Raw genomic sequence first — 24,461 nt, 5'->3', positions numbered from 1 at the left:
GGTTGGCGAATAGCCTACGCGAGATCGGGTGCGACGCGTGCGCTCGGTTGAGCTGAGGCCGCGTGTCGCGCCGTCTCGGCGCCTCGGCCCCTGCCTTGCATGAGAGCGACGACAAGCCATTGCCTGATGCGCCTGGTCGGCGCGGATCGACAGCTGTCATCGGGCTCGGGCCCTTGGCTCGTCGAGCGATCGGGCCGCCGGAGTCCTCCGCCTCTTCGCGGGCGAAGGCAGATCAGCGCGTGATGGTCGAGCTCCGAGGCCATCACGGCTGCCAGCTGGCTGCTGATTGTCAGAGCAAACGACAAAGAGAGGTACTCACGCCATGACGACGGGGCGGGACAAGACAGAGGAATCGACCTGGCCTTCCGTGCGGGAGCAACATCGCATCGCCGATCTGGAGCGCCAGTCTCTGCTCGCGGAGCAAGCGCGCCAGCTCGCGCATGCCATCAGGACGCCCTTGAGCGTCGTCGACCTCATCGGCGAGACGCTGCAATTGGAGCTGCAGGAGCATCCGGAGGTGGTCGAGCGTTTGGGGCGGGTCCTCAAGGCGTCGGCGAAGATCTCAGCTGCCTTGAGCGAGACCCTGCGGTCGGCGCCTTTCCCCGAATCCTGCGCGCAAACCGTCGACGCGGCTGATCTCGCTTCCAGGTTGATGCGTCAGGTTGGCGGAGACGTCGAGCCGGGCCAGCTTGCCGCAGGGGCCGATGCTCGCGTCCGTATCGCGCCGGATGCCCTCGAGGCGGCGCTCGTCCATGCGCTGCGTTTGGTCACGGAGGGCGATCGAGCGCCCGTCTTGGGCCTGAGTCGCGACGGCGACCTCATTGTGCTCCGACTCCTTGCCAAAGCCGCTTCGGCGGTCAGCGACCGGCCCGAGCGGGAGGATCGCCACCTGATGCGTCAGACGATCGAGCGCATCGCCCGCGACGCTGGCGGGCGCGCCAGCCACGGGCCGGGTCTAGTCGAGCTGAGGCTGCCGGTCGCAGTCGATGACGGCAATCGGGCGAGCGAGCCTTAGCCCGGACCACGGCCTCGCCACCAGTGCGATGGCGCGCCCGCTGTCCCGCTTGCTCATTTCTGCTAGTGTTTCAAACTTCCGGCTAAAGGTGGGGCGTGCGGGCCTGCGCATGCGACCATATTCCCCCCATTGCGCGACCGTTTCGGGTCCGGTCGGTCCTTGTCGGCAACTGGCCAGATGGCTCTCAACGACCGATGGCTCTTTAAAGAGATCCAGTATGGAGGACGACAGCCTGCAATTCTGCGAGACCCTTGATGCGGAGTCGCTGTCGCCGCTCCTCGATGGGTGGCGCGCGCGTGCCCCGCAGGGCGGCGTCCTGGCCATGGTGGCGGAGTCGGAGCGGTCGCGGCTGCCAGTGCTTCAAGCGGCCTGCCGCGCGGCAGGTCTAGCCCTGGTCGGCGGGCTCTTTCCGGGCCTGGTCTGGCAGCAGAGGTTCATCGCTCGTGGGGCCGTGCTCGTTCACCTGCCCTGGCGGCCGGTCTACGCGCTGGTCGATCGGCTGGACTCGGAGGACCCGTCGCCGGCCGCGCGCATCACCACGCTTGTGCAGGCTCACCTGGACACGGCGGCGCCGCCCACCCTCTTCATGGTGTTCGACGCCATGGTCCCCAACATCGCCAGCATCCTGGATGCGCTCTATCTCGAGCTGGCCGATGGCGTGCGTTATCTCGGGGTCAATGCCGGGAGCGAGCGCTTCCAGCCCATGCCTTGCGTCTTCGATGACGCGCGGCTGATCGGTAACGGCGTGCTCTGCCTCTTGCTGCCGAATGACTGGTCGAGCGCGCTGGTCCATGGCTATCGCGCACCGGAAGAGACGCTCACCGCGACCGCGACGGTGGGCAACAAAATCGTCCGGATCGATTGGCAGCCCGCCTTTCCTGTCTATCGCGACAAGGTCTTTAAGCGCTACGGCATCGCCTTGGACCATGACAACTTCTATCGCTACGCGGTCCACTTTCCCTTCGGCATCGCGCTCGCCAATGGCCAAACCCTGGTCCGCATTCCCGTCGCCCTGGACGCGGACGACGGCATCCTCTGCGTCGGTGAGGTCCCGGCCAATGCCCTCCTCAGCTTGCTGCAATCGCCAGAGGTCGATTCGATCGATACCGCGCGCTCCCTGGCCGATGCCTTCGCGTCCGCCTGTCCGCCCCGTCCTTTGCTGTTCTTCTACTGCGCCGGGCGTCGGCTGCACCTGGGCGAGGGGGCCGAGCGCGAGCTGACCGCCTGCGAGCGCGAGACGGGCATGCGCCTCGCGGGCGCGCTCTCGCTCGGAGAGATCGGCGGAGCGGGCGATGCCTCCTATCCTCTACTCCACAACGCAGCCGTCGTCGGCGTCGATTGGGAGGAATCGGACCGCGGTCCCGCATGAGTGAAGAAACACGCCAAGTTCGTCTGCTGTCGATGCTGTACGATTTGGTCCGCGTCATCGGCGGGGAGCTCTACGTCAAGCCGCTGATGACGCGCGCCATCCAGCGCCTGCTCTTTCACACCGGGCTTCCCGTCGGCGTTGCGCTGCGGGCGAGCCCGGACCAGCCCGACACCGCGCACCTGGTGGCCGCGGTCGGCAGTCGGCGCCTCATGGAGCAGTGCGGTCGCGGCATTCCCGTGCCGTCGCCTTGGCTGACCGGCGACATTGCCGAGGCTCGCTGCGACCGGGATCGGGACGCTCTGCCGCCCTTGTGCGGCGGCTATGGTTATGTGGTCAAGCTGCCGGTGAGCGGCTTCGGGGCGCTTCTCCTGCTCGGGCCTTCCGGCTACGCCTCGGATCTGCCGCTCGCCGACCTCTTCCCCCCGGTGTTGGAGAACCTGGCCAAGGCGGCCCAGCTGTGCCAGGCGAACGAGGCGCATGCGCGGCGCCTGAAGGAGGACCGCGACGCCGCCCAGACGCAGCTCGCCACCAGCAACCGCCTGCTGAAGGCGGAGCGCGCCCGTCTCCACGCCCTCATGGAGGCGGTGCCGGACGTCATCTGGCTGAAGGACCCGAACGGCGTCTTTCTGCTCTGCAACCGCGGGGTCGAGCGGCTCTACGGGGTCAGTGCGAGTGAGATCGTCGGCAAGACCGACTACGACTTCGTCGATCGCGCGCTGGCGGATTTCTTCCGTGCCAACGACCGCAAGGCCGCCGAGCTGGGGCAGTCGTCGATGAACGAGGAGTGGCTGACCTTCGCCGAGGACGGTTATCGCGGACTCTTCGAGACCGTCAAGACGCCCATGTACGACGCGCGGGGGAGGCTGGTCGGCGTCATTGGGGTCGCCCGCGACATCACCGCGCGTAAGCGCGAGCAGGCGGAGCTGCAGCGGCGCGAGGAGATCTATGGGGCCATCGTCAATCAGGCCGCCGACGGCATCGTGCTGATCGACTGCGAGACGCGCGACTTCGAGGAGCTCAACGCGGCCGCGTGCCGGATGCTGGGCTACACCCGGGCCGAGCTGGCCGAGCGCCGGCTGGAAGAGCTGACCGGATGCTCGGGCACCGAGGTCGCGGCGCAGCTGCAGGACCTGCTTGCCGCGGATGGCGGCGTCTTCGAGACCCGCTACCGCCGCAGTGATGGCTCCATGCTGGATGTCCTGGTGAGCAATCGCGCGGTGCATATCGGCGGGCGCGACTATGTCGCCGCCATCTGGCACGACGTGAGCGAGCGCAAGCGCATGGACGCCGAGCTCGCGCGCCACCGGCAGCACCTGGAGGAGCTGGTCGCCGAGCGTACCGCCAAGCTGGAGGCGGCGAGCCAGGCCAAGAGCGTCTTCCTGGCCAACATGAGCCATGAGATCCGCACCCCGATGAACGCCATCATCGGGCTCACGCACCTGCTGAAGCGAGACGTCCAGGTGCCGCGTCAGCGTGAGATGCTCGATAAGGTCTCATCCGCCGCGGAGCACCTGCTCGGCATCATCAACGACATCCTGGACTATTCCAAGATCGAGGCCGGCAGGCTGGTCTTGGAGTCGGGCGACTTCGACCTCGACCAAGTCATTGCCGACACCACGGGTCTGCTCGCGGACAAGGCGCTCGCCAAGGACCTCGAGCTCGTCATCGACGTCGCGGCATTGCCGCGCTTCGTGCGTGGCGACGGCCTGCGATTCGGGCAGATCCTCATCAACCTGGGCTCCAACGCCGTCAAGTTCACCGAGCGGGGCGCGGTGCTGATCCAGGGCCGCGTCCTCGCCGAGGAGCCGGATCGTTTCCTGACCCGCATCGAGGTGCGCGACACGGGCGTCGGTATGGGCGAAGCGCAGCGCGAGCGCCTCTTTCAGCCCTTCGAGCAGGCGGATGTCTCGACCACCCGCGTCTACGGCGGCTCCGGACTCGGTCTCGCCATCTGCCGACGCCTGGTCGAGGGCATGGGCGGCCGGCTCGGCTGCGACAGTGTCCCTGGTCAGGGCTCTACCTTCTGGGTCGAGATCCCCTTCGCGCGGGCGGCGGAGTCCAGATCGGCCGTCCGGCCATCCATGGCTTGGCGCGACTGGCGTGTCTTGCTGGTGGATGACCGCCCAGAAGCGCGCGAGGCCTTGGGCGCGATCCTGCGTCGGCATGGGATCCTTGTCGATACCGTCGCATCGGGCGCGGAGGCGATCGAGCATCTGGGGCAGCGGGGTGCTGGGGCCTATGACCTCATCTTCATCGATGCCCAGATGCCGCTCATGGACGGCTTCGAGACGGCCCTGAATCTGCGGCGTTTGGGCCTCGGCGGGCAGGCGCGACTGATCTTGCTGGATGACGCCTCGGCCGCGCGCCCGGCGGCGGATGTGGCGGCCTATGGCTTTCGGGGCGTCATCCCCAAGCCCTTTACCCCGAGGATCTTCGCGGCCCGCTTGGCCGCAGCGCTGAGCGACGAGGATGCGCTGCCGGTCCAGGCCGTGGCGAGCGACGCGGAAAGACGACTCGCGGAGCATCGCGGCCAGCGGATCTTGCTGGCGGAAGACAACCCCCTCAACCGCGACGTGGCACTGACGCTCCTGCAGGCGGTCGGGCTGGAGGTCGCGGTGGCCGAGAATGGGCTCGCCGCCGTGCAAATGGCCGCGGCCGCCGACTATGACGTGATTCTCATGGACATCCAGATGCCGCAGCTGGACGGACTGGCGGCTTCACGGCGCATTCGCGCGCTAGCGGCGCATCGGCAGACGCCCATCCTCGCGATGACCGCCAACGCCTTCGACGACGACCGGGAGACCTGTCTCGCCGCAGGCATGAACGATCACATCCCCAAGCCGGTCGATCCGGATGCGCTCTACGAGGTGCTCCTGCGCTGGCTGCCGTCGCCCGCCGGGGCCTCTGCCGTCGCGGAGCCCCGGGAGACGAGCGAGGCGCTGGAGACGCGGGACGGACCCTCGCAAGCCGTGCTGGACGCCCTGCAAGGCGTTGACGAGCTGGACTTGGGCGTTGCCATGAAGTCCGTTTGCGGCCGTGTCTCGCTCTACGCCTTGCTGCTGCGCCAGTTCTTCGAGCTGCACGAGCCCGACCTGCCGCGCCTCGCCGAGCTGGTCGCCTCGGGCGAGACCGCCCAGGCAGGTCAGGTCGCCCACTCGATCAAGGGGTCGGCCGCGGCGCTCGGGATGCGCCACGTACAGTCCTGCAGCGCCGCCCTGGAGCGCGTGCTGCGCGACGGGCCGGACCCAGGGCGTGCCGAGGCGGCCCTGCGCGAGCTAACCCTTGCCATCGCCAGCCTCAAGCTCAGGGTCTCCGCTTCGCTGCGGGAGGCCGAGGCCGGCTGAGCGTCGCATCGAGCAGGGCCCCAGATGCCTTCGGCTTGCAGCGCAGTCGAGCGGCGTCGGCGCGGGATTCGGTGGACTTCGCTCGGGAGACTGTGAGAGTAATCCAAGCGCACCGCGAAGATCGCAGATTGGTGTAGGTTGGGCCGACGCAGGAGGCCCAACAATCAAAGCGTTAGGCTAGCCGCCATGTTGGGCTTCGTACCTCAGCCCAACCTACGCAGAATTTCTTCACAGTCTCTCGGGCTCGTCCACCACACTGCTGCCCACTGCCCACTGCCCACTGCCCACTGCCCACTGCCCACACAAAGGGCCAGAGCTACAAGCTTGACGTACAATGTCGGACATTCAGTTCCACGCCAATCTGGAGTCACCGTCCGACATGAGCTCGAGGTCCGAGGCGCCGGCCTTCGCCCATCGCGCCTATGCCATCCTCACCAACGACGACGAGGGGCGAATCTGCAAGGATATCCCCGAGAACGCCTGTCACGACCAGCCCGGCAACTTCATGCGTCACGTCGTCAGCCTGGGTGCGACCAAGACGGCGGATGGCTTGGCCGATGCCAAGCTGGTGCTGGCCTGGCTCATGGGCGCGCTGGGCGCGCCGGCCTATCTGATCGGTCTGCTCGTGCCGGTGCGCGAGGCGGGGGCGCTGTTACCTCAGCTGGCGATTGCCGGCGCCATCCGCGCGCGCCCCATCCGCAAGTGGATCTGGGCGGGCGGTAGCGTGATCCAGGGCCTGGCGGTCATGGGAATCGGACTGAGTGCGCTCTTCTTTGAGGGGGCCACGGCGGGCTGGGTGATCGTCGGTCTGCTCAGCGTCGCGGCCCTGGCGCGCGGCGCCTGCTCCGTGAGCTACAAGGATGTGCTGGGCAAGACGGTGTCGAAGTCGACGCGCGGCACTGCGACCGGCACGGCCGGATCCATCTCGGCCGTGCTGGTCCTGGCCTTCGGCGCGGCGCTCGCATTCGGCATCCTGCCTCGGACGGTGGCCAGCATCGCGGCCGTGCTGACCCTTGCCGGCGGTCTCTGGCTGTTCGCCGCGGCCGTCTTCTCGACGCTGACGGAGGAGCCGGGCGCCACCGAAGGGGGCGGCAATGCCCTCGCGGTGGCCCGCGAGCACTTCGCCCTGCTCGGTCAGGACGCGCAGCTCCAGCGCTTCATCGTCACCCGGGCACTCCTGATCGCGACCGCGCTCTCGCCGCCCTACCTGCTCGCCGTGGCGGGCGGCAGCTCGGGCATCAGCGCGGCCGCGGGCAGCCTGGGGCCCTTCGTGATCGCCTCGGCCCTGGCCTCCATCCTGAGCGCCTACGTCTGGGGCCGGCTCTCGGACCGCAGCAGTCGCCAGGTCCTGATCGCCGCCGCGCTCCTCGCGTCAGGGACCCTCCTGGTCAGCGCTCTGGTGGCCATGCTCGCGCCCGGCTGGATGGCGCTGCCGCTGGTGCCCGCCATCCTGCTCTTTCTCGTCATGGTGGCGCATCAAGGGGTGCGTCTGGGGCGCTCGACCCATGTGGTCGACATGGCGGGCGCCGAGCGCCGCGCCAGCTACACGGCCTTGTCGAATACCATCATCGGTCTCGTGCTGGTCGCCGGCGGGCTCTTCGGGGTGCTTGCCCATTGGCTCGGCGCGGCGGCCGTGCTGCTGACCTTTGCCGGAACGGCGCTCTTGGCTGCTTTCGTCGGGCGGGGCCTTGAGGAGGTCCAGCAAGAGGGCTGACGCCGAGGCCGGAGTGCCAGGCGCGAGACGGCTGGAGCGATTCGCCGGCCTGGTCTTTCGTCGGTCAGCCATGGTCGCCAGTCCTCGAAACCCTGTCTGGCCGCCACCATGTCTGGCGCTCGAGCCAATATTCCCTTGTCCTCCATGGAGAGTGCCCATGTATCTTGCAATGAACCGTTTCTCGATCGCGCGCGGCAAAGAAGATGCCTTCGTCGAGGTCTGGCGCAGCCGCGAGAGTCATCTGGAGGAGGTGCCGGGCTTCGTGCGCTTCCATTTGCTCAAGGGGCCGGAGTCCGCCGATCACACGCTTTTTTCGTCCTTCTCCGAGTGGGAGTCCGAGGAGGCCTTCGTCGCCTGGACGCACTCCGAGGCCTTCCGCGCGGCACATGCCAACGCCGGCAAGGAGACGCGCGACTTCTACCTGGGTCCGCCCCAGCTGGAGCTGTTCGAGTCGGTGCTTTGATTCCCTGGGCGCGGTGCTCCGCTCGCGCCGGCGCTGGGCTCCCATGGGATGCCTGCCGGGGCTGGCTAGGGCTCCGACCGAAGGAAGCTGTGCACGGCGCCAACCTCCGAGCTGTGCGTCCTGTCCGGGAAGCGTGATCGGAAGAAGCAGGTCGCCTCGGCACCCGTGCAATGGATGGGTGCGAGGTAGTCGACGTCGAGCGCCTGCAGGCGCTCCGCAGTGAAGTCGAGTCGCTCCGGTGTGGCGCGGAGCAGGTGCATGCCGCCGATGACCGCATGGATGCGGCGGCCTTGGGTGAGCTGCGCGATGTGCTCCAGGGTGTTGATGACGCCCGAATGCCCGCAGCCGAGCAGGACCACGGTGCCCTCGGCCGCATCCAAATACAGGGCCTGATCGTCGAGCAGGGGGTCGACCTGGGTGCGCTCGGCGTCCAAGTGGAAGGGGCCGCCGGTGTCTTCGATGCCGTGGCGGCGCGGGATCTCCCCGGTGAGATGGATGCCCGGCGCGATCCTGACCGGGGCTCGGGCCTCGACGAGACGGCGCACGCGACCCTCCAGCTCGTCCGACTCCAGCGCGGGCGTGCCGATGGCCTTGCCGATGCGGTTGTACTTCGGGCGTCGCGCCTCTGGATGGAGATAGAGGTCGACCGGACCCGTGACGCCGAGCGCGTCGCCCAATCCGCCTGCATGGTCGTAGTGACCGTGGCTGAGCGCGATGGCCTCGACCTCTGCGAGCGGTAGCCCGAGTCGCTCGATATTGTGCAATAGGGCCTGTCCTTGCCCAGTGTCGAAGAGGACGCAGCGCCCCGCGGCCTCGACGAAATAGGCGACGCCATGCTCGCCCAGCAATCCTCTTCCGCCCGCCGTGTTCTCCACGAGCTGGGTGATGCGTACCTCGCGGCTCATGCGAATGCTCCCCTCTGATTCCGTCGTCCACTGCGGCGATCTCTTCTCGGGCTTCGACATCAACAAATCGTCTCGAAGCCTTTTGAAAGACCAAGTGCTCGACTAAGTTTACAGCTGTAGTCGGCGCAGTTCCTTGATAACAATTTGAACGCCGAGGTGAGCGATGGGCTACAGCGATATCCTGATCCACATCGACGAAGACTTGGACGACGATAGTATCCACAACCTGGAGCGTGAGCTGTGCAACTGTGATGGCGTGATGTCGGCCTGTGTTTCGGACAGGCGGCGCCACTTGATGCTGGTCGATTTCGACCCGGAGGGCCTGCGTCCGAGCGCGGTGATTCGAGAGGTGAGGGCCCAGGGTGTCGGCGCCGAGATGGTCGGGCTCTGACGGAAAGCCCACGCCGATCCACACGGAGCCGGGTGCCAGTGTGACCAGCCCCCCAGCCTGCTCCATGCTTCCGCGCACGATCACGGCGCCTCCTCAGGCGCCGTCGACTCCCGTCTTCGACGCTATCCGATGCTTCGCTTCCTCGAGCACGCCTGTCAGCAGCTGGATCTCGTCGCGTCTTAGCTCTTGACGCCATCTCTGAATGACGCCGCCTGCCGGAGCAGCCCTGTCGATAGGTCAGCTCACGCAATTTGGACGCTCCTGATCCGCTTTGTGACGCCGCTCGCAATTTTCGGTTCTGGTGGATGTCTGCTTTCCGCCTTGAATTCTGCGTTTTAACAACAGCTTACTCTTCCATTCTTCTGCCTCCCAGCAACCGACTAGGTAGTTGTCTCGGTAACGGCTCGTCGATCGGTGGCCTAGTCTTCGTAGGGTCGCGCGCTACCTCGCGGACGTACGCACGCACGCGCCGGCCGGGAGGGGCCGCGGCAAGCCTCGGTCGATTTTGCGCCCCTGGTCGCTTCACTCCGGGGCGCGGTTACAGATAGCATTGCGAGTAGCTCGCCGTTTCGCGGGCCTTGATTGCGTGCACCTGTCAGTGCCGGCTTCATCGCAGAGGATTCCCTCAGTCAAGGGCCGCGACACTAGGCCTATGAGCGGGCAGCGAAGACAGGGAGGCGCGATCGGGGGGCTTGTGATGCGGCGGCAAGCCCCTGAGGCGGAGGCACAGTCTCTTTGTTTCGAGACCGAGGCGACCCCTGCATGCTGTGTTGGCGCCGGTAGCTACCATGAAAGAACGACCATTGGCCTCCGCCCTCATCAACAAAGCGACGACCAGCAACGAAGCGCCCGGCTCCACGGAGAAGCGCAGCGGCGCTGTGCGCCAGGCAGAGTGGGAGCGCGATCTCTTCATCGGCGGGCCGGTCGCCGTGCTCGTCTGGCGACCGGATCCCGGCTGGCCGATCGAGTACGTCTCACCGAACATCGGCGCCATCCTCGGCTATCGCGTCGAGCAGATGCTGAGCCCAGGCTTTCGCTATGCGGAGGCCATTCATGCCGATGATCGCGATCGGGTCGCCCAAGAAGTCGCGCGCTATCTCGCCGAGGACCGCGAGGCCTGGGAGCAGCGTTATCGCGTGCGTCGCGCCGACGGCAGCGTCCTGTGGCTCTACGACTTCACGCGGGTCGATCGCGACGCCGACGGCGAGGTGGTTCGTCTATGCGGCTATGTCATCGACGAGACCGAGCCGCTGCGGCGCGAGCGCGACCTGCGCGCGGTCACCGCGGCGATCGGCGATGCCGTCTGGATCCTTAGGCAGGACACAGGCTTCGAGCACGCCAATCCTGCCGCCTTGAGGCTGACCGGGCATGATCTCGGGACCCTGGGCGAGCTGACCCTGGCCGATCTGGCCGCTCAGCGTGATCGCGACCGCCTGGCCGCACTCCTGGCACAGCTGGAGGGCGTCGGCAGCCTGCGCGTCGATCTCTGGGTGCGGCGTGCGGAGCGGACCGAGGTGCTCGTCGATCTCCTGCTGCAACGCCTCGATGACGGGCGCTATCTCGGCATCGGCCGCGACGACACCGAGCGCCAGGCGAGCGAGACGCGACTCAAGGCGGAGCTGGGGCTGATGCACACCCTGATCCGTACCGCCCCGGACCTCATCTGGCTCAAGGATCCCGACGGCGTCTACCTGGCCTGCAACCAGCGCTTCGAGCGTTTCTTCGGCGCTGCCGAGGCCGAGATCGTCGGCCGCACCGACCGGGATTTCATGCCGCCCGGGCTGGCCGACTCCTTTCGCCAGCAAGACCTCAATGCCCTGCACGCCGGTCGTCCGACCATCAACGAAGAGACCATCACCTTCGCCGACGACGGTCATCGGGAGCTGCTGGAGACCATCAAGACGCCCATGCGCGATGCCGAGGGGCGCCTGATCGGCGTGCTCGGGGTCGCGCGCGACATCACTCAGGCGCGGCGTACCCAGGACGCCCTGCGCGAGCGCGAAGAGCTCTACAGCGCCATCGTCAATCAGGCCGCAGACGCCATCATCCTGATCGATGCGGAGACCCTGGGCTTCGTCGAGTTCAACAACGCCGCCTGCCACGCGCTCGGCTACACGCGCGAGGAGTTCGCGCGCCTGCGCGTCACCGACATTCAGGGCGAAATGGCGGCCGAGGAGGTGGCGCGCCGCGCGGAGCTGGTCAATCGCACCGGCCGGGGCGACTTCGAGACCGCGCATCGCCACAAGGACGGCAGCCTGCGTCGCGTCCAGGTGACGAATCGTTTGGTCGAGATTCGCGGCGGCCGCTACTGGGCGGCCATCTGGCGCGACGTCACCGCCGCCCGGGAGGCCGAGCATGCGCTCCACGAGGAGTCGGAGCGGCGCCGGGTCATGTTCGAGCGCTCTCGCGACGCCATCGCCGTCCTGGATATGAGCGGGGGCCTGGTCGAGTGGAACGCCCGCTTCGGCGAGCTGCTGGGCTATTCCGACGCGGAGCTCGGACGGCTCCATGTTTGGGACTGGGACATCTGTTGGAGCCGTGCCGAGCTCGAGTCCATGCTCCCCAAGGTCACCGACGTGGGCGTGACCCAGGAGACGCGCCATCGCCGCAAGGACGGCGCCGAGTACGACGTAGAGATCAGCTCGTCGCGGGTCGATTGGGGCGGAGCCAGCTACATCTACGCACTGCACCGCGAAACCACGGATCGCAAGCGCGTCGAGGCGGCGCTGCGGCGCAGCGAGGAGACGCTGAGACGGGCCCAGGCCGTCGCCCAGACCGGGAGCTGGTACCTGGACATCGTCCAGGGGCGCCTCGACTGGTCCGGCGAGACCTACAGGCTCTTCGGAGTCGCGCCCGGCACGCACGTCGACTTCGAAACCTTCGTCCAGCGCGTCTCTGCGGAGGATCGCGATCTGGTGCTCGCCGCTTGGATCGCCGCGCTGGAAGGCGCGCCCTACGACGTCGAGCATCGGGTCCAGCTGGATGACGGCGAGGTAAGGTGGGTCCGTGAGCGCGCCGAGATCCGCGTCGATGCCCAGGGTGTACCCTTGAGTGCCGTGGGCACGGTGCAGGACGTCACCGAGCGCAGACGCCAGGAGCAGGCGCTGCGCGACAGCGAGGCGCGCTACCGTGACTTGCTCCATGGAATGCCCATCGGCGTCCTGGTCTATGACGCGGACGGGCATCCCGTGGACTTCAATGCGACCGCAGCCGCCATTCTGGAGCTGAGTCCCGAGGGCATCTATGCCCTGGACGCCAATCGTATCCATGAAAGCCTGGTCGACGAGCGCCTTCGGCCTGTGCCCCTGGAGCAGCTGCCTGTCAGGCGGGTGATGGAGACGCATCGGCCCGTGCGCAATCAGCTGGTCGGCATCCGGCACGCTCCGGACCAGGCCCCGCGCTGGGGGCTGGTCAGCGCCGACCCCGTGCTTCGCGACGGCGTGCTCGAGCAGGTCCGCGTGGCCTTCGTCGACATCAGCGAAAAGAAGCGGGCCGAGGACGAGCTGACCCACTATCGCGCCCATCTCGAAGACCTGGTGCAGACGCGCACCGCGGAGCTGGAGCACGCCAAGTCGGCGGCGGAGGCGGCGAATCTGGCCAAGAGCACCTTCCTGGCCAACATGAGCCACGAGATTCGCACCCCGCTCAACGCCATCATCGGCATGACGCACCTGCTCAAGGCCGGCGCCAAGGACCGCGAGCAGACGCAGCGGCTCGGCAAGGTGACGGACGCGGCCTACCACCTGCTGCGGGTAATCAACGACATCCTGGATCTCTCCAGGATCGAGGCCGGCAAGCTGAATCTCGATCCGGTCGAGCTCGAGCTGCAGCACAATTTCACCAAGCTCAACATGCTGGTCGCCGACGAGGTCAAGGGCAAGGCGCTCAAGCTCAGCCTCGTCATCGATCCGGAGGTGCCCGAGCGCCTTTACGGCGATCCGCTGCGCTTGGATCAGATCCTGCTCAACCTGGTCGGCAATGCTCTCAAGTTCAGCGATGAAGGCACCATTCGGGTCCATGCCTCGCTGCTCGAGCGCTTCGGCCCGGATGTCAAGGTGCGCTTCGTGGTGAGCGACGAGGGAATCGGCATCCCCGTCGAGCGCCAAGAGCAGCTCTTCCTGGCCTTCGAGCAGGCCGATAGCTCGACCACGCGCAAGTTCGGCGGCTCGGGACTGGGCTTGGCCATCTGCAAGCGTCTGGTGGAGCTGATGGGCGGCGAGATCGGTGTCGAGAGCACCCCGGACGCGGGCAGCACCTTCTGGTTCACCGCGCGCTTCGGCCTGGTCGGCGTCGGGCAGCAGGCCACCGCGGAAGAGGAGCTGGACAGCGCCTTGACGCGCCTGGCCGGTTATCGGGGCGCCCGTGTCCTGGTCGCGGAAGACAACGCGATCAATAGCGAGGTGCTCAAGAGCCTGCTCGAAGAGGCCGGCTTGGTGGTCGACATCGCCGAGAACGGCGTCGTTGCGGTGGAGCTGTCGTCCAACCGCGCCTATGCCGCCATCCTCATGGATATGCAGATGCCCGAGATGGACGGACCCGAGGCGACGCGGCGGATTCGCCGGCTGCCAGCCTATGCGACCACGCCCATCCTCGCCGTCACGGCCAATGCTTTCCACGACGACAGGGACGCTTGCCTGGATGCTGGCATGGACGACCACATCGCCAAGCCGGTGGATCCCAACCGCCTCTACCTGTCGCTGGCGCAATGGCTGGAGCCGAAGGCGGCGTCGGCGACCCAGCTAAGAGACACTGCGCAGAAGGCGGCGACGCCGGTATCGGACCCGCTTTCCCAGGTACCTGGTCTGAGTCCGGACGTCGGCTTGCGCAACGTCGGGGGGAACGAGCGTCTCTATCGGCGGCTCCTGCGGAGGTTCATCGAGACGCACGGCCAGGACCTTCAACGAGCGTCCGAGCTCCTCTCGGTTGGCGAGCGCGACCAGGCGAGGCGGCTGGTGCATGCCCTCAAGGGCGCCGCCGCGACTCTGGGTCTGGAGGAGATGCGCGCGCAGGCCGCCGACCTCGAGGCGGCGATCTCCGAGGGGCAGCCCGAGGCGGAGGTCGTCCAGAAGCATGGGCTGCTCGCGGCCAATGTCGCCGACGTCGTTTCGGCCCTCCAGCGCTGCGAGCTGGAATAGCGGGTCGAGCTAGAGAAAGCCGCCAGCCGCTAGCTCTTAGGCTGGGCTCGCCCGGTTGAGCCGCGAAGGCGCAAAGGACGCGAAGAAAAACAATGATGTGGCCGATGCCCGTCGCTCACCCGCTCGACGAGCAGCGCAACGTGCTGACATTCATCGCGCACCTCGTGCCCTTGGGCTTCTCCCGTTCTTTTCCGGATCATCGCTGGTCGCTGGTCGCTGGTCGCTGGCGCCTCAGCCCACCCAGAGGGTCTTGGCGTTCACGAATTCGTGAATGCCTGGCGTCCCCAGCTCGCGTCCGTAGCCCGAGTCCTTGATCCCGCCGAAGGGCAGGCGGGGGTCGCTCTTCACCATGCCGTTGACGAAGGCGCAGCCGCAGGCCATCTGGCGCGCAAAGCGCTCGCCGCGCGCAGCGTCCATGGTCCAGACGCTGCCGCCGAGGCCGAAGCGCGAGTCGTTCGCGATCCTGAGCGCCGCCGCTTCGTCATGGGCGCGGATGACGGCTGCCACCGGGCCGAACAGCTCATCCTCGTAGGCCGGCATTCCCGGCGTCACCTGGTCCAGCAGGGTTGCCGCATAGTGCCAGCCCGGTCCATCCAGGGACTTGCCGCCATGGAGCAGCCTGGCGCCGGCTCCAAGGCTGGCCTCCACCTGCTCGTGCAGCGTCTCGCGCAAGTCCTTGCGGGCGAGTGGGGCCAGGGTGGTCTTATCCTCCAAGGGGTCGCCCGGGCTCAGCGCCGCGATGCCGGCCTGGAAGGCCTCGAGAAAGCGCTCGGCGATGGCGTCGACCAAGACGAAGCGCTTGGCGGCGATGCAGCTTTGCCCGGCGTTCAGAAACCGCGCCTTGACCGCCGTGCTCACGGCCAGTTCCAGGTCCGCGTCCTCGAGCACGACGAAGGCGTCCGAGCCGCCGAGCTCGAGCACCGTCTTCTTCAGATGCTCCCCGGCGATGCTGGCAACCCGTCGTCCGGCGGTCTCGCTGCCGGTCAGGCTCACGCCGCGGATGCGCGCGTCGGCGACCACGCCTTCCGCCGTCTTGGCGTCGATCAACAGGGTCTGGAAGACGCCGGGCGGCGCGCCCGCGTCGCGCAAGACCTCCTCGATGGCCAGTGCGCAGCGCGGCACGTTCGAGGCGTGCTTGAGCACCAGGGGATTGCCCGCGGCCAGCGCCGGAGCGGCGCAGCGCAGCACCTGCCAGAAGGGGAAGTTCCAGGGCATGATGGCCATGAGCACGCCGAGCGGCTGGTAGGCGACCAGGCTGCGGCTCGCATCCGATGCGACGGGGCTGTCCGCCAGTTGAGCCCCGGCGTTGTCCGCGTAGTAGTCGCAGACCAGGGCGCACTTTTCGACCTCGGCCTCCGCCTCCCCGATCAGCTTGCCCATTTCGAGCGTGATGATGCGGGCCAGTGCGGCCTTGCGCTCCCGCAGCAGTTTCGCTGCCGCTCGGAGCAGGGCGCAGCGCGCCTCGATCCCCTGCTCGGCCCAGCGCGGCGCCTGCTCGGCCGCGGCGGCGAGCGCGCGCTCCACGGCGGCCTCGCTCATCGGCTCCAGGGTCTCCACCACCTCGCCTGTGTGAGGATTGGTGCTTTCGAATGGTTTCGGCATGGTGCCTCCTTGTTGCATATGCAGGGTCTCACACGCAGGACTTCGATGCGTCGAGCCTCTGCTGTCCGGTCGTAAGCAAGGGCGACGCCAGTGCGTCGATCGCGCTCAGACGGGACGGCTGCGCCAGGTGCTCGGGCTCGGTACGCTAGGGTGCTCCCCGGGCCCGATAGGTTGAAAGGCCCCAGGGTTGGGGTTTTCAACCGATCTGCGCTGGGTAGATCGAAGGGGCCTCTGTCGAGCCGAGACAGGTCGGGGAGGCTCAGTGGCCAAAGCCCTGGATTGCGAGGGGCCGAGCCGGCAGCGCCCCGAGCGCCTGGTGCTCGGCCATGGAGACCGGATACACCGACGCTCAGCGGCCTCAGCCTCGAGCGAGCAGTCGAGCCGCCAAGAGCATTGAGGAGCTCAAGGGGGCCTTGTCGCTATCTACCAAGCGGATGAGATGTAACGACTGGTCAAGCCCTTGTCCTTCTTCGCGTCCTTTGGGCCTTGGTGGCTCAAATTGCGGATGCTGCGCTCAATCCTGGAACAGCTCGTCGAAGAAGCCCTGCATGCGCGCCCAAGAGCGGGCGTCCGCTTGCGCATCATACTTGAGGTTCTCGATGCCGTACTCGCCGACATCCGGGCTGGTGAAGCTGTGCCGCACGCCGCCGTAGATGTCCATCTCCCAGTTGGCGCCCGCGGCCTCGAGCTTGCTCTGGAAGTTGGCGACCACGTCCGGCCCGACGAAGGCGTCGGCCTGGCCGTGCAGCACTAGGATCTTCGGACCGATCTGGCCTTCGGCCTCCTCGGGCGCGGCTGGGAGGGATCCGTGGAAGCTGACCACGCCGAGCACCTCAGCATCGCCATAGGCCATCTGCAGCACAGTGCCGCCGCCGAAGCAGTAGCCGATCGCGGCGGTCTTGTCCGGGATGACCAGATCGCTGGCCTTGAGCTGGGCGAGGGCGGCACCGGCGCGCAGGCGCCAGAGCTCGGGGTCGACGGTGACTTCCTGCATCCAGTCGCGCGCTTGGCCGGGGTCCTTGGTGACGCGGTCGCCACCGTACATGTCGGCGGCGAAGGCGACATAGCCAAGCTCGGCGAGCATGCGCGCGCGCTTCTTGGCGTAGTCGTTCAGCCCCCACCACTCATGGACGACCAAGACGCCGGGGCGCTTCTCGGTGGTGGCGTCGTCCCAATAGAGGTAGCCGGTCAGCGCCGTCCCCTCGTCGTCGTAGCTGATCGCCTTGGACTGCACCTCTGCATGAGCACCCGTGACGATGCCGAGCAGACAAAAGAGGCCGATGAGATTGCGCATGAAACCCTCCTGATTCGAGCTGTTTGTGATTGGTGGGCAAACCTGAGGATCAATGAATCAGTGACCGGTCGCCGAAGCCGCCAGGACGATCGACGTCGAGCCGGCCGGCTTTAGCGCCTTGCTGCCGTCAGCGGGCGAGGAGCACCACTGGCGCACCTGCCAAGGCGAGCCTTCGCCCCACCAAGGTCGACTCCCTCAGGGTTGTTTTCAACGGTTTGTCGATCGGCGCGTCGCGCTGTGGTGAGTGCGCATCGAACTGCAGGCCGGGACGAGTGGTTGAAAAGCACCATTCAAGTGCGCCCCTTGTGGACAACGCTTTGAAGCCTTTGGCGCTGAAAGGATGGAGTGCCTTCTCCAAGTGATTGTCGGGAAAGCCGTTGCTGCGACAGTCAAGGCGGCCAGGGCCGATTTCAGATAAGTTTGGTATGTTATCTGTAGATCGCTCATCACACTTTGTGCTGCCTCGGCTCACTGATTGACGGCCGACCGAGGACACCTCGGAGACATTCATGGAAACCGATTCCACTTCAGCCTTGGCCCTCGACGATGGGTGGGCGACTGGCGACCGATCGGGAGATTCCGACGGCAGGCGTCAGCAGGCACAGGTCGTGGCATCAGAACGGCGCGGCCTGGACGGCCTCTTCGAGCCCGGTCGCAACTGCTGGCGCGTCGCCCGCGCCGAGCGTGTCGGTGTCTTGGTGGACGGCGAGGAGTATTACGGCGCAGTGCGCAGATCCATGACCAAGGCGGGCCGGCGGATCTACATCGCCGGCTGGGACCTGCACAGTCAGCTGGAGCTGGTGCGGGGACCGACCCACGACGATTTGCCCACGCAGCTGGCCGACCTGCTCATCGCCTTGCTGGAGCGCAATCCAGAGCTGGATGTCTACGTCCTCCTCTGGGATTTCGCGTCCATCTATGCGCTGGAGCGCGAGCCGCTGTTTCTCGGCGACAATCCCTGGGAGTCGCATCCGCGCCTGCACTTCTGCAAGGATGACAAGCACCCCCTTACGGCGAGCCAGCATCAGAAGCTGGTCGCCATCGATGGCGCCATTGCCTATTGCGGCGGATTCGATCTCAGCAAGTGGCGTTGGGACTCCAACGACCATGCCGCGCAGGACGACCGCCGTATCGACACGGATGGGGAGCCTTATCCGCCCTTCCACGACCTCCAGATGCTGGTCGATGGGGAGGCCGCCGCAGCCGTCAACGACATGCTGCTGGACCGCTGGTATTGGGCCACGGGCATCCGCATCGCGCCGCCGAAAGAGGCGATTCAGGAAGATGCCTGGCCGGACGGCGTCCCCGCCCTGCTTCGCGATCAAGAGGTCGCCATTGCCAGGACGCTGTCGGCATTCGAGGAGCGTCCCGAGGTGCGCGAGATCGAGCGGCTCTATCTGGACAGCATCGCGCGCGCCCAGCACCTCATCTATTTCGAGAATCAGTACCTGACGTCGCGCTCCGTTGGCGATGCGCTCTGCGCCTCCCTGGAGCGCGAGCAGGGGCCGGAGATCATCATCGTCCTGCCGCAGCGCACCGGCGCCTGGCTGGAGCAGCACACCATGGATACCCTGCGCGCGCGCATGCTGGAGCGGCTGCGCGAGGCGGACGAGCACGGGCGGCTGCGGGTCTATTACCCGGACGTCGTCGGGCTCGAGGAGGAATGCCTCATGGTCCACGCCAAGCTGACCATCGCGGATGACAAGCTGCTGCGCATCGGGTCCTCCAATCTGAGCAATCGCTCCATGGGGCTCGACAGCGAGTGCGACGCCTCTGTCCTTGGCGAGACGGATGAAGCGATTGCCGCCATCCGCGGCCTGCGCCATCGCCTGCTCGGGATCTTCTTGGCGGCGGATGCCGAGCGGGTCGGCCAGGTCGAGGCCGAGGCGCGCGAGCGGGGCGAGGGCTTCATCCAAGCGTTGGAGACCTTGCGTGAGGAGCGCGCCGCCGCGGATGCGCAGCCGCACATCCGACTCGGCCTGCTGGACGACGAGATCGATCCCGAGTGGGACCGTCAGCTCCCCGACGAGCGCATCGTCGATCCGGACCGGCCCATCGACACCGACTTGGTGACAGACGTCGTCGTCGGGGGCGAGGAGCATGTGCCCCATGTGCGCTGGCGTCTGATCTTGGGCGTCGGGCTCATCGTCCTTTTCGTCGGGCTGGCGGCGGCTTGGCGCTGGACGGCCCTGGGTGAGTGGCTCGATCCGAGCAGCCTAGCCAGCGCCCTCAAGGGACTCAGCGGCAGCGTCTGGGGTCCGCCGGTCGCGGTGCTGGGCTTCGTTGCGGCCGCCGTGGCTGCCGTGCCCGTCACCCTGCTCATCCTCGCCACGGCCATTGTCTTCGGTCCCTTCATGGGCGCGACCGTCGCCTTGACCGGCTCGCTGCTGTCGGCCCTCGCTGGCTATGGGATCGGTGGCTACCTGGGGCGCTCCGCGGTAGAGCGCATGGTCAGCGGCGGGCTGGAGCGGCTGCGTAAGCGGCTGCGGCGCTATGGTGTCGTCACCGTGGTGACCGTGCGCGTGGTCCCTGTCGCACCCTTCGCCGTCATCAATCTCTTTGCGGGCGCGTCCCACCTGCGGCTGCGGGACTTCATGATAGGTACGGCGATCGGCATGGCGCCGGCCATTCTGGCGACGTCCGTCTTCGCCGAGGGGCTGATGTCCCTGATCAGCAAGGCCGATCTGCGCGCGGTCGCGCTGGTGCTGGTCGGTGCCCTGGCCGTCGTCGGGCTGGCTTGGTACGGGAGACGGATGCTGGCCGCCGATGACTGAGGCCACTCGGATCAGCGTCGCGACCTACAACATCCATCGTGGCGTCGGACGGGACGGGCGCATGGACCACCAGCGGGTGGCTGGCGTCATCCTCGACCTGGATGCCGACATCGTCGCGCTCCAGGAGGTCGAGACGCCGGCATCCGTCGCGCCCGGTGCCGTGGCGCTCATGCATCGGCTGGCGCAGCAGGGCTATGAGCCCGTGCTCGGGCCGACCATGTGGTCGGAGCGCGGCTCCTATGGCAATGCGCTGCTCAGCCGATTGCCGGTGCGCCGGCACCGGCGGCACGACCTCAGTCATCCGGGACGCGAGCCACGCGGCTTGATCGAGGCGACGCTGCGCCTGAAGCCGCCTGGCCGCCATTGGCGCCTGCCGAGTCAGGGCCGCGAGATCCGCTGCTTCGCCACCCACCTCGGCTTGCGCGCGAGCGAGCGCAGTGCCCAGATACGGAAGCTGGATTCGCTTTTGGCAAGAGCGGCAGGCGTCTCGCCAACCCTCCTCATGGGCGATTTCAACGAGTGGCGGCGCAGGGCGGGGCGACTAAAGCAGCTCCATGCGCGACTGCAGCCGGCGCCGACCCGATCGACCTATCCGGGGTTCTGGCCGCTGTTTCCGCTCGACCGAATCTGGCTCGGAGGTGGGCTGGATCTGGAGGCTGTGGAGGTCGTGCGGGCAGGCTTGGCGCGCGTCGCCTCCGATCATCTGCCGCTGCGTGCGGTCCTCAGGCTCGTGGCGATGCAGTGATTCGGCGATTCAAACCGCGAAGGCGCGAATGAACGCGAAGAACGCGAAGAAGATTGACGCGAAGAAGAGCAAAGGCTTGGTCTATACATAGCCTTCACCCCACGGGCGAGCAAAATCGACGCAGCAACGCATCAAGAGCCTTCCCACCCTTCGTGCGCTTCGCGGTTCAATTGCTCTGCAGGAGCAAGCCTTGGTAAGACCTGCTCCCTCTGCTGGATGCGCCTGGGTGGTGCGCCGGCGCGGAGAGGCCGGCGCACCGCCGTTAACCTCAGTCCGTCTTGCTCTCCACCTCGTCGCCAAGGGCCTCGATCTTGTCGCCGGCGCTCTCCACGGCCTGTGACATCGAGGACTTGGCCTCCTGCATCTCCTCGCTCGCCTGCTCCGCCGCTTCGTCGATCTTCTGGCCCATCTGCTCTGCGGTGCCGTCGTCGGAGTCGCCACAGGCGGTCAAGGACAGCGCCAGCAGCGTGGCGGCGGGGACGAGCAGGGTGCGTTTCGTGTTGGTCTTCATCGGGCTCTCCTTCGATCATCATTAGTCTTTGGACGGGGGGCCGTGTCTAGACGTGGGGGCAACGAATCCTCAGTGAAGCGGCCGGATGCATGTCCGCCGATTCCGCCTCAGTGTCGTTCCAGGTTAAGCAAGACCTCTGCCAGCCTGACGCGCGCGGCACAATAAGCTACGAAATCAAGGATGTGAGTGCGGCTTGGGAGCCCTATGCCTAGCTTTCGGCTGCAGGGAGGGACGGGGAGACCGAAAGATCGGGGAATTTCCCCCATCGCTCCGGCTGAAATGCACCTAGGGTGTAAGCCTGGCTGCCGAGCCCCCGGGGGACGATCGCCCCGCGCTGGTCGCCGGTGGCGGGGGATGCAGAGTCGCGATGGCTGTCAGTGGTAGTGGCTCTTCTGCCGCTTAAGTAGATGATGCTTAAAGATTTTCGTCGTCATGCCGTCGACCTGGCAAGCCAGGTACGCGCATGCAACGTCCTCTTCCAGTCAGTGCTGGCATCCTTCTTGTATCGCCCCAGATGCACATCCACCACGAAGACCGGAAGCGGTCGGGAGCCAGCATCATGATGAATTGGGAGCAGGTCCGCGGTAATTGGGATCAGTTCAAGGGCGAGGTCAAGGCGCGTTGGGGCAAGCTGACCGACGACGATTTGGCCCTCATCGACGGCGAGCGCGATAAGCTCGTCGGCAGACTCGAGGAGCTGTACGGCATCACCAAGGAGGAGGCCGAGAAGAAGGTCGACGAGCTGAAGTGACCTGTCCGCGCTGCTCGCCCCCGGCTCCCAAGCGGGAGCCGGGGCGGCGCTCGTGGGCGTGGCGGCGAGCCCTCATTAGCGGGGCCGGGCCGCTAGGCGCTTCCCGCGCACTCAGCTCGTCGATCTGGTCGTTCAGCGTCCAGTAGTCGTAGATGTATCCCACCAAGAAGAGCCCGCCTGTCAGCAGCCAGATCAGGCCCGTGATCCACTTCCCCATGTAGAACCTGTGAATGCCGAAGATGCCGAGGAAGGTCAGCAGAATCCAGGCGACGTTGTAGCTGACGGAGCTGCGCTGGAATTTGATGTCGGCGCGCCGGCTCATGCCGGGAATCAGGAAGAGGTCTAGGATCCAGCCGATCAGCAAGAGGCCGAGGGTGAAGAGCCAAATGGTCCCGGTGACGGGCTTGCCGTAGTAGAACCTGTGGGCTCCGAGGAATCCGAAGATCCAGAGCAAGTAGCCCATGAGGATGGAGTGTGTCTCATCGCGCTGTTGCATTGGTCCGCTGCTGCATGGGCCCAGGGTATCGAATCGCTTGGCTTGTCCTCGGACGCCACTCGTCCGCCATCCCTTGCCATTTTGCCTGAGTCGGGGGGGGGGCGATCGAGGAGTCGCGCTGGGACTGGAGGAAAGCGATCGGCCCGGAAGTGGCCGGGGCTCGGCTCCCGATCAGGACCGCTGCGCAAACCCGCAGGCACTTGCCTTGCGTCATTCGCCCCGGCTGGGCGAAGCGATGTGCGCGGCGATTTGGGAGCGGCTTGGGCTAGGCTTCTAATGAGGGCGCCGCCTCGGGTGCCTGGATGGACCCATCCTCAAGGGCGAGGGGATTGCGGCGCCGAGCGCCCTTGCGTGCCCTTAGGGACCTGGCTCGCATCGACGCGCTGCCTGGAGGGCCATCGCCATGAGAGCCGTCGGTTCGTCGCTTCCTCCCTTTCCTATCTTGCTCGCCTGCTGCCTTGCCTTGCCGGCGATGCTCGATGCCTCGCTTGCCCAGGCCGTCAGTCAGTCCTGCACCCATGGCCAGATCCTCGTCCAGGCGGCCGATGCGCCGATCGCGGAGATCGTCTGCGCGGGTGCTGGCGATGCGGTCGATTTCCTGAGCGACGCTGGTCTGGAGGCCGGCGAGAGCCTGCTGATCCATGTGGTCGACGCCTTGCCCCCGGGCGTCGAGCCTTCGGCCGCGGGCTGCTACGTTCAGACAGATGCCGGCATCTACCTGCTGGCGCCCGCCGTGCTCGAGCGGATGCACGCCGCGACGGGCATCGATTCAGGTCCGCTTCCTTACCGAAGCATGGTGGCGCACGAAGTCGCCCACGCCATCGCCGCGAACAATTTCCTGGTCTCTCGGCCCAGCGTCCAAGCGCACGAATACATCGCCTATGTGACGATGTACGCGGCCATGCCGCCCGCCACGCGGGAGCTGATCCTGGCCGGCGTTGCCGGTGATGGGTTCGATGGCGAGGACGAGATCACGGAGACGATCTATTTTCTCGCCCCCCATTGGTTCGGTGTCCAGGTCTATCGGCACTATCTCAAGTGCCCCGACAGAAGGGGCCTTCTGAAGGCCATCTTGGCTGGCCAGGCGCTTCGCCGCGCGCGCGAGCGATAGCGCGACAAGCGTCCTGCCAAAGCGGGCCAGGTTGAGATCCGGGCGTTGATGTGGGTGCCATCAGAGCTGGGAGTGTCGGCCTTCAGGCCGAGACCTGTTGGCCTGGAGGTCAGTTGTATCCGGCGATGCGGCCTTGCTCCGCGGCGGCCTGAAGAGATGGCATTCAATCCTGCGTGGCTCGCACCGATGAGGGCAACGTCGACATCTCTGTTCATCACGCGTTTCCTCCAAGAAAGACGGGTGACTCCGGCTCGGATCTGCGGCGGTGGTCGGGAGATTGCCCAGGATGACGGCAATCGAACCGTGGAAGGTAAGAACGGGCATCGCTTGGCGTCTATCCGTGGATATACCTGGCTTCACGGCGGCTCGGGCAAGTGGCAGCCCACTGGCCGGGCCCTGATCGGATGGCTAGGGACTTCGCGGGTGGGAGCCGAAAGCGCCCTGGTCGTGCAGGGTGCGACGTTTAGGGTCAGGCCGATATCGCGGCGGACTCGGCATTAAGCCGTAGTCTCAAGCGGTTGATCTAAAGCGAATCGTGTTAATTCCTGGCGCAAAAGTCGGTCATCTGCCATTTTCATCGGCATTGCGGGAATCCTGGACATGCTTGCGGCTTCGAGGATCTGGACGAACGACTCAAGCGACTTGGGCGATTTCTCGAAATCTTCCTACCAGCCTTCCACACTCAGGAAATGCGTGACGGGATGAGGGCAGGATGCTCTCCGCCGGTCATTTTTTCCGCCTAAGCCCCAGGATCGCCCGCAAGCGGGCTCCTACGGCGCCGTCTTCGTAGGAGCCCGCTTGCGGGCGACTTCGAGAAACCACCCTTGCCGTCGAGCTCGGG

At 66.6% G+C, this 24,461-nt stretch carries 17 protein-coding genes; 11 read left to right on the top strand and 6 right to left on the bottom strand.

Going from position 1 to position 24,461, the window contains the following annotated elements; translation table 11 throughout:
• Positions 1-322 precede the first annotated feature (322 nt).
• From G3446_RS05700 to hmuQ, 5 genes are all read left to right on the top strand, one after another.
• Complete coding sequence (locus G3446_RS05700; protein ID WP_164451582.1) at positions 323-1,015, top strand: hypothetical protein; 693 nt, start codon at positions 323-325, stop codon at positions 1,013-1,015.
• Positions 1,016-1,232: 217 nt separating this feature from the next.
• The gene (locus tag G3446_RS05695) at positions 1,233-2,384 is read left to right on the top strand and encodes an FIST signal transduction protein (protein ID WP_164451580.1); all 1,152 of its coding nucleotides are present in this window, start codon (positions 1,233-1,235) and stop codon (positions 2,382-2,384) included.
• Complete coding sequence (locus G3446_RS05690; RefSeq protein ID WP_164451578.1) at positions 2,381-5,728, top strand: hybrid sensor histidine kinase/response regulator; 3,348 nt, start codon at positions 2,381-2,383, stop codon at positions 5,726-5,728. The genes G3446_RS05695 and G3446_RS05690 overlap by 4 nt, the downstream gene beginning before the upstream one ends.
• 379 nt (positions 5,729-6,107) lie before the next feature.
• Positions 6,108-7,442: an MFS transporter gene (locus tag G3446_RS05685; RefSeq protein WP_164451576.1), complete on the top strand. Its 1,335-nt coding sequence runs from the start codon at positions 6,108-6,110 to the stop codon at positions 7,440-7,442.
• Positions 7,443-7,599: 157 nt separating this feature from the next.
• Positions 7,600-7,905 carry a heme-degrading protein HmuQ gene (gene hmuQ, locus G3446_RS05680; protein WP_164451574.1) on the top strand — a complete coding sequence of 102 codons (306 nt, stop codon included), beginning with the start codon at positions 7,600-7,602 and terminating at the stop codon, positions 7,903-7,905.
• A 65-nt stretch (positions 7,906-7,970) separates the two neighbouring features.
• Here hmuQ and G3446_RS05675 read toward each other — a convergent pair whose 3' ends face one another.
• Positions 7,971-8,810, bottom strand: a complete 840-nt coding sequence (locus tag G3446_RS05675; protein ID WP_164451572.1) for an MBL fold metallo-hydrolase — start codon at positions 8,808-8,810, stop codon at positions 7,971-7,973.
• A gap of 163 nt (positions 8,811-8,973) precedes the next feature.
• On the opposite strand from G3446_RS05675, the gene G3446_RS05670 reads away from it, so the two are divergent.
• Both G3446_RS05670 and G3446_RS05665 read left to right on the top strand, forming a co-directional pair.
• Complete coding sequence (locus G3446_RS05670) at positions 8,974-9,201, top strand: heavy-metal-associated domain-containing protein (protein WP_164451570.1); 228 nt, start codon at positions 8,974-8,976, stop codon at positions 9,199-9,201.
• Between the two features lie 788 nt (positions 9,202-9,989).
• A complete protein-coding gene (locus tag G3446_RS05665) occupies positions 9,990-14,336 on the top strand; it encodes a PAS domain S-box protein (protein ID WP_164451568.1) in 4,347 nt (1,448 codons plus the stop codon).
• A gap of 231 nt (positions 14,337-14,567) precedes the next feature.
• On the opposite strand, the gene G3446_RS05660 is transcribed toward G3446_RS05665, so the two are convergent.
• The 3 genes from G3446_RS05660 to G3446_RS05650 form a co-directional block, all read right to left on the bottom strand.
• Positions 14,568-15,938, bottom strand: coding sequence for an NAD-dependent succinate-semialdehyde dehydrogenase (locus G3446_RS05660; RefSeq protein WP_164451565.1), 1,371 nt, complete (start codon positions 15,936-15,938; stop codon positions 14,568-14,570).
• Positions 15,939-16,452: 514 nt separating this feature from the next.
• The gene (locus tag G3446_RS05655) at positions 16,453-17,232 is read right to left on the bottom strand and encodes a dienelactone hydrolase family protein (RefSeq protein ID WP_164451564.1); all 780 of its coding nucleotides are present in this window, start codon (positions 17,230-17,232) and stop codon (positions 16,453-16,455) included.
• A 127-nt stretch (positions 17,233-17,359) separates the two neighbouring features.
• Entirely contained in the window at positions 17,360-17,743 is a 384-nt protein-coding gene (locus G3446_RS05650; RefSeq protein ID WP_164451562.1) for a hypothetical protein, read from the bottom strand.
• Here G3446_RS05650 and G3446_RS05645 point away from each other — a divergent pair.
• Together G3446_RS05645 and G3446_RS05640 are read left to right on the top strand one after the other, a co-directional pair.
• Positions 17,742-20,006 (top strand): VTT domain-containing protein, encoded by a 2,265-nt coding sequence (locus tag G3446_RS05645; protein WP_164451560.1) that lies wholly within the window; start codon positions 17,742-17,744, stop codon positions 20,004-20,006. The genes G3446_RS05650 and G3446_RS05645 overlap by 2 nt on opposite strands.
• A complete protein-coding gene (locus tag G3446_RS05640) occupies positions 19,999-20,751 on the top strand; it encodes an endonuclease/exonuclease/phosphatase family protein (protein WP_164451558.1) in 753 nt (250 codons plus the stop codon). The genes G3446_RS05645 and G3446_RS05640 overlap by 8 nt, the downstream gene beginning before the upstream one ends.
• Positions 20,752-21,019: 268 nt before the next feature.
• Here the strand turns inward: G3446_RS05640 and G3446_RS05635 are convergent, their stop codons facing one another.
• Positions 21,020-21,262 carry a peptidylprolyl isomerase gene (locus tag G3446_RS05635; RefSeq protein WP_164451556.1) on the bottom strand — a complete coding sequence of 81 codons (243 nt, stop codon included), beginning with the start codon at positions 21,260-21,262 and terminating at the stop codon, positions 21,020-21,022.
• A gap of 562 nt (positions 21,263-21,824) precedes the next feature.
• Between G3446_RS05635 and G3446_RS05630 the strand changes: the two genes are divergently transcribed.
• Positions 21,825-22,013, top strand: a complete 189-nt coding sequence (locus G3446_RS05630) for a CsbD family protein (protein WP_164451687.1) — start codon at positions 21,825-21,827, stop codon at positions 22,011-22,013.
• On the opposite strand, the gene G3446_RS05625 is transcribed toward G3446_RS05630, so the two are convergent.
• Positions 21,970-22,509 (bottom strand): NINE protein, encoded by a 540-nt coding sequence (locus tag G3446_RS05625; protein ID WP_164451554.1) that lies wholly within the window; start codon positions 22,507-22,509, stop codon positions 21,970-21,972. The genes G3446_RS05630 and G3446_RS05625 overlap by 44 nt on opposite strands.
• A 403-nt stretch (positions 22,510-22,912) precedes the next feature.
• On the opposite strand from G3446_RS05625, the gene G3446_RS05620 reads away from it, so the two are divergent.
• A complete protein-coding gene (locus G3446_RS05620) occupies positions 22,913-23,620 on the top strand; it encodes a DUF6639 family protein (protein WP_164451551.1) in 708 nt (235 codons plus the stop codon).
• Positions 23,621-24,461 lie beyond the last annotated feature (841 nt).

The sequence above is a fragment of the Thiorhodococcus minor genome (genome assembly GCF_010820565.1).
Lineage (GTDB): Bacteria > Pseudomonadota > Gammaproteobacteria > Chromatiales > Chromatiaceae > Thiorhodococcus > Thiorhodococcus minor.
The sequence above is the reverse complement of the archived record's forward strand: the minus strand, read 5'-3'. Positions and strand labels throughout refer to the sequence as shown.

Excerpts from the sequence above, each read along its gene's own strand:
- G3446_RS05635 (WP_164451556.1), bottom strand. The coding sequence starts at position 21,262 with ATGAAGACCAACACGAAACGCACCCTGCTCGTCCCCGCCGCCACGCTG.
- G3446_RS05630 (WP_164451687.1), top strand. The coding sequence starts at position 21,825 with ATGAATTGGGAGCAGGTCCGCGGTAATTGGGATCAGTTCAAGGGCGAG.
- G3446_RS05695 (WP_164451580.1), top strand. The coding sequence starts at position 1,233 with ATGGAGGACGACAGCCTGCAATTCTGCGAGACCCTTGATGCGGAGTCG.
- G3446_RS05675 (WP_164451572.1), bottom strand. The coding sequence starts at position 8,810 with ATGAGCCGCGAGGTACGCATCACCCAGCTCGTGGAGAACACGGCGGGC.
- G3446_RS05640 (WP_164451558.1), top strand. The coding sequence starts at position 19,999 with ATGACTGAGGCCACTCGGATCAGCGTCGCGACCTACAACATCCATCGT.
- G3446_RS05620 (WP_164451551.1), top strand. The coding sequence starts at position 22,913 with ATGAGAGCCGTCGGTTCGTCGCTTCCTCCCTTTCCTATCTTGCTCGCC.
- G3446_RS05685 (WP_164451576.1), top strand. The coding sequence starts at position 6,108 with ATGAGCTCGAGGTCCGAGGCGCCGGCCTTCGCCCATCGCGCCTATGCC.
- G3446_RS05670 (WP_164451570.1), top strand. The coding sequence starts at position 8,974 with ATGGGCTACAGCGATATCCTGATCCACATCGACGAAGACTTGGACGAC.
- G3446_RS05655 (WP_164451564.1), bottom strand. The coding sequence starts at position 17,232 with ATGCGCAATCTCATCGGCCTCTTTTGTCTGCTCGGCATCGTCACGGGT.
- G3446_RS05690 (WP_164451578.1), top strand. The coding sequence starts at position 2,381 with ATGAGTGAAGAAACACGCCAAGTTCGTCTGCTGTCGATGCTGTACGAT.
- hmuQ (WP_164451574.1), top strand. The coding sequence starts at position 7,600 with ATGTATCTTGCAATGAACCGTTTCTCGATCGCGCGCGGCAAAGAAGAT.
- G3446_RS05660 (WP_164451565.1), bottom strand. The coding sequence starts at position 15,938 with ATGCCGAAACCATTCGAAAGCACCAATCCTCACACAGGCGAGGTGGTG.
- G3446_RS05700 (WP_164451582.1), top strand. The coding sequence starts at position 323 with ATGACGACGGGGCGGGACAAGACAGAGGAATCGACCTGGCCTTCCGTG.
- G3446_RS05650 (WP_164451562.1), bottom strand. The coding sequence starts at position 17,743 with ATGAATGTCTCCGAGGTGTCCTCGGTCGGCCGTCAATCAGTGAGCCGA.
- G3446_RS05645 (WP_164451560.1), top strand. The coding sequence starts at position 17,742 with ATGGAAACCGATTCCACTTCAGCCTTGGCCCTCGACGATGGGTGGGCG.
- G3446_RS05625 (WP_164451554.1), bottom strand. The coding sequence starts at position 22,509 with ATGCAACAGCGCGATGAGACACACTCCATCCTCATGGGCTACTTGCTC.
- G3446_RS05665 (WP_164451568.1), top strand. The coding sequence starts at position 9,990 with ATGAAAGAACGACCATTGGCCTCCGCCCTCATCAACAAAGCGACGACC.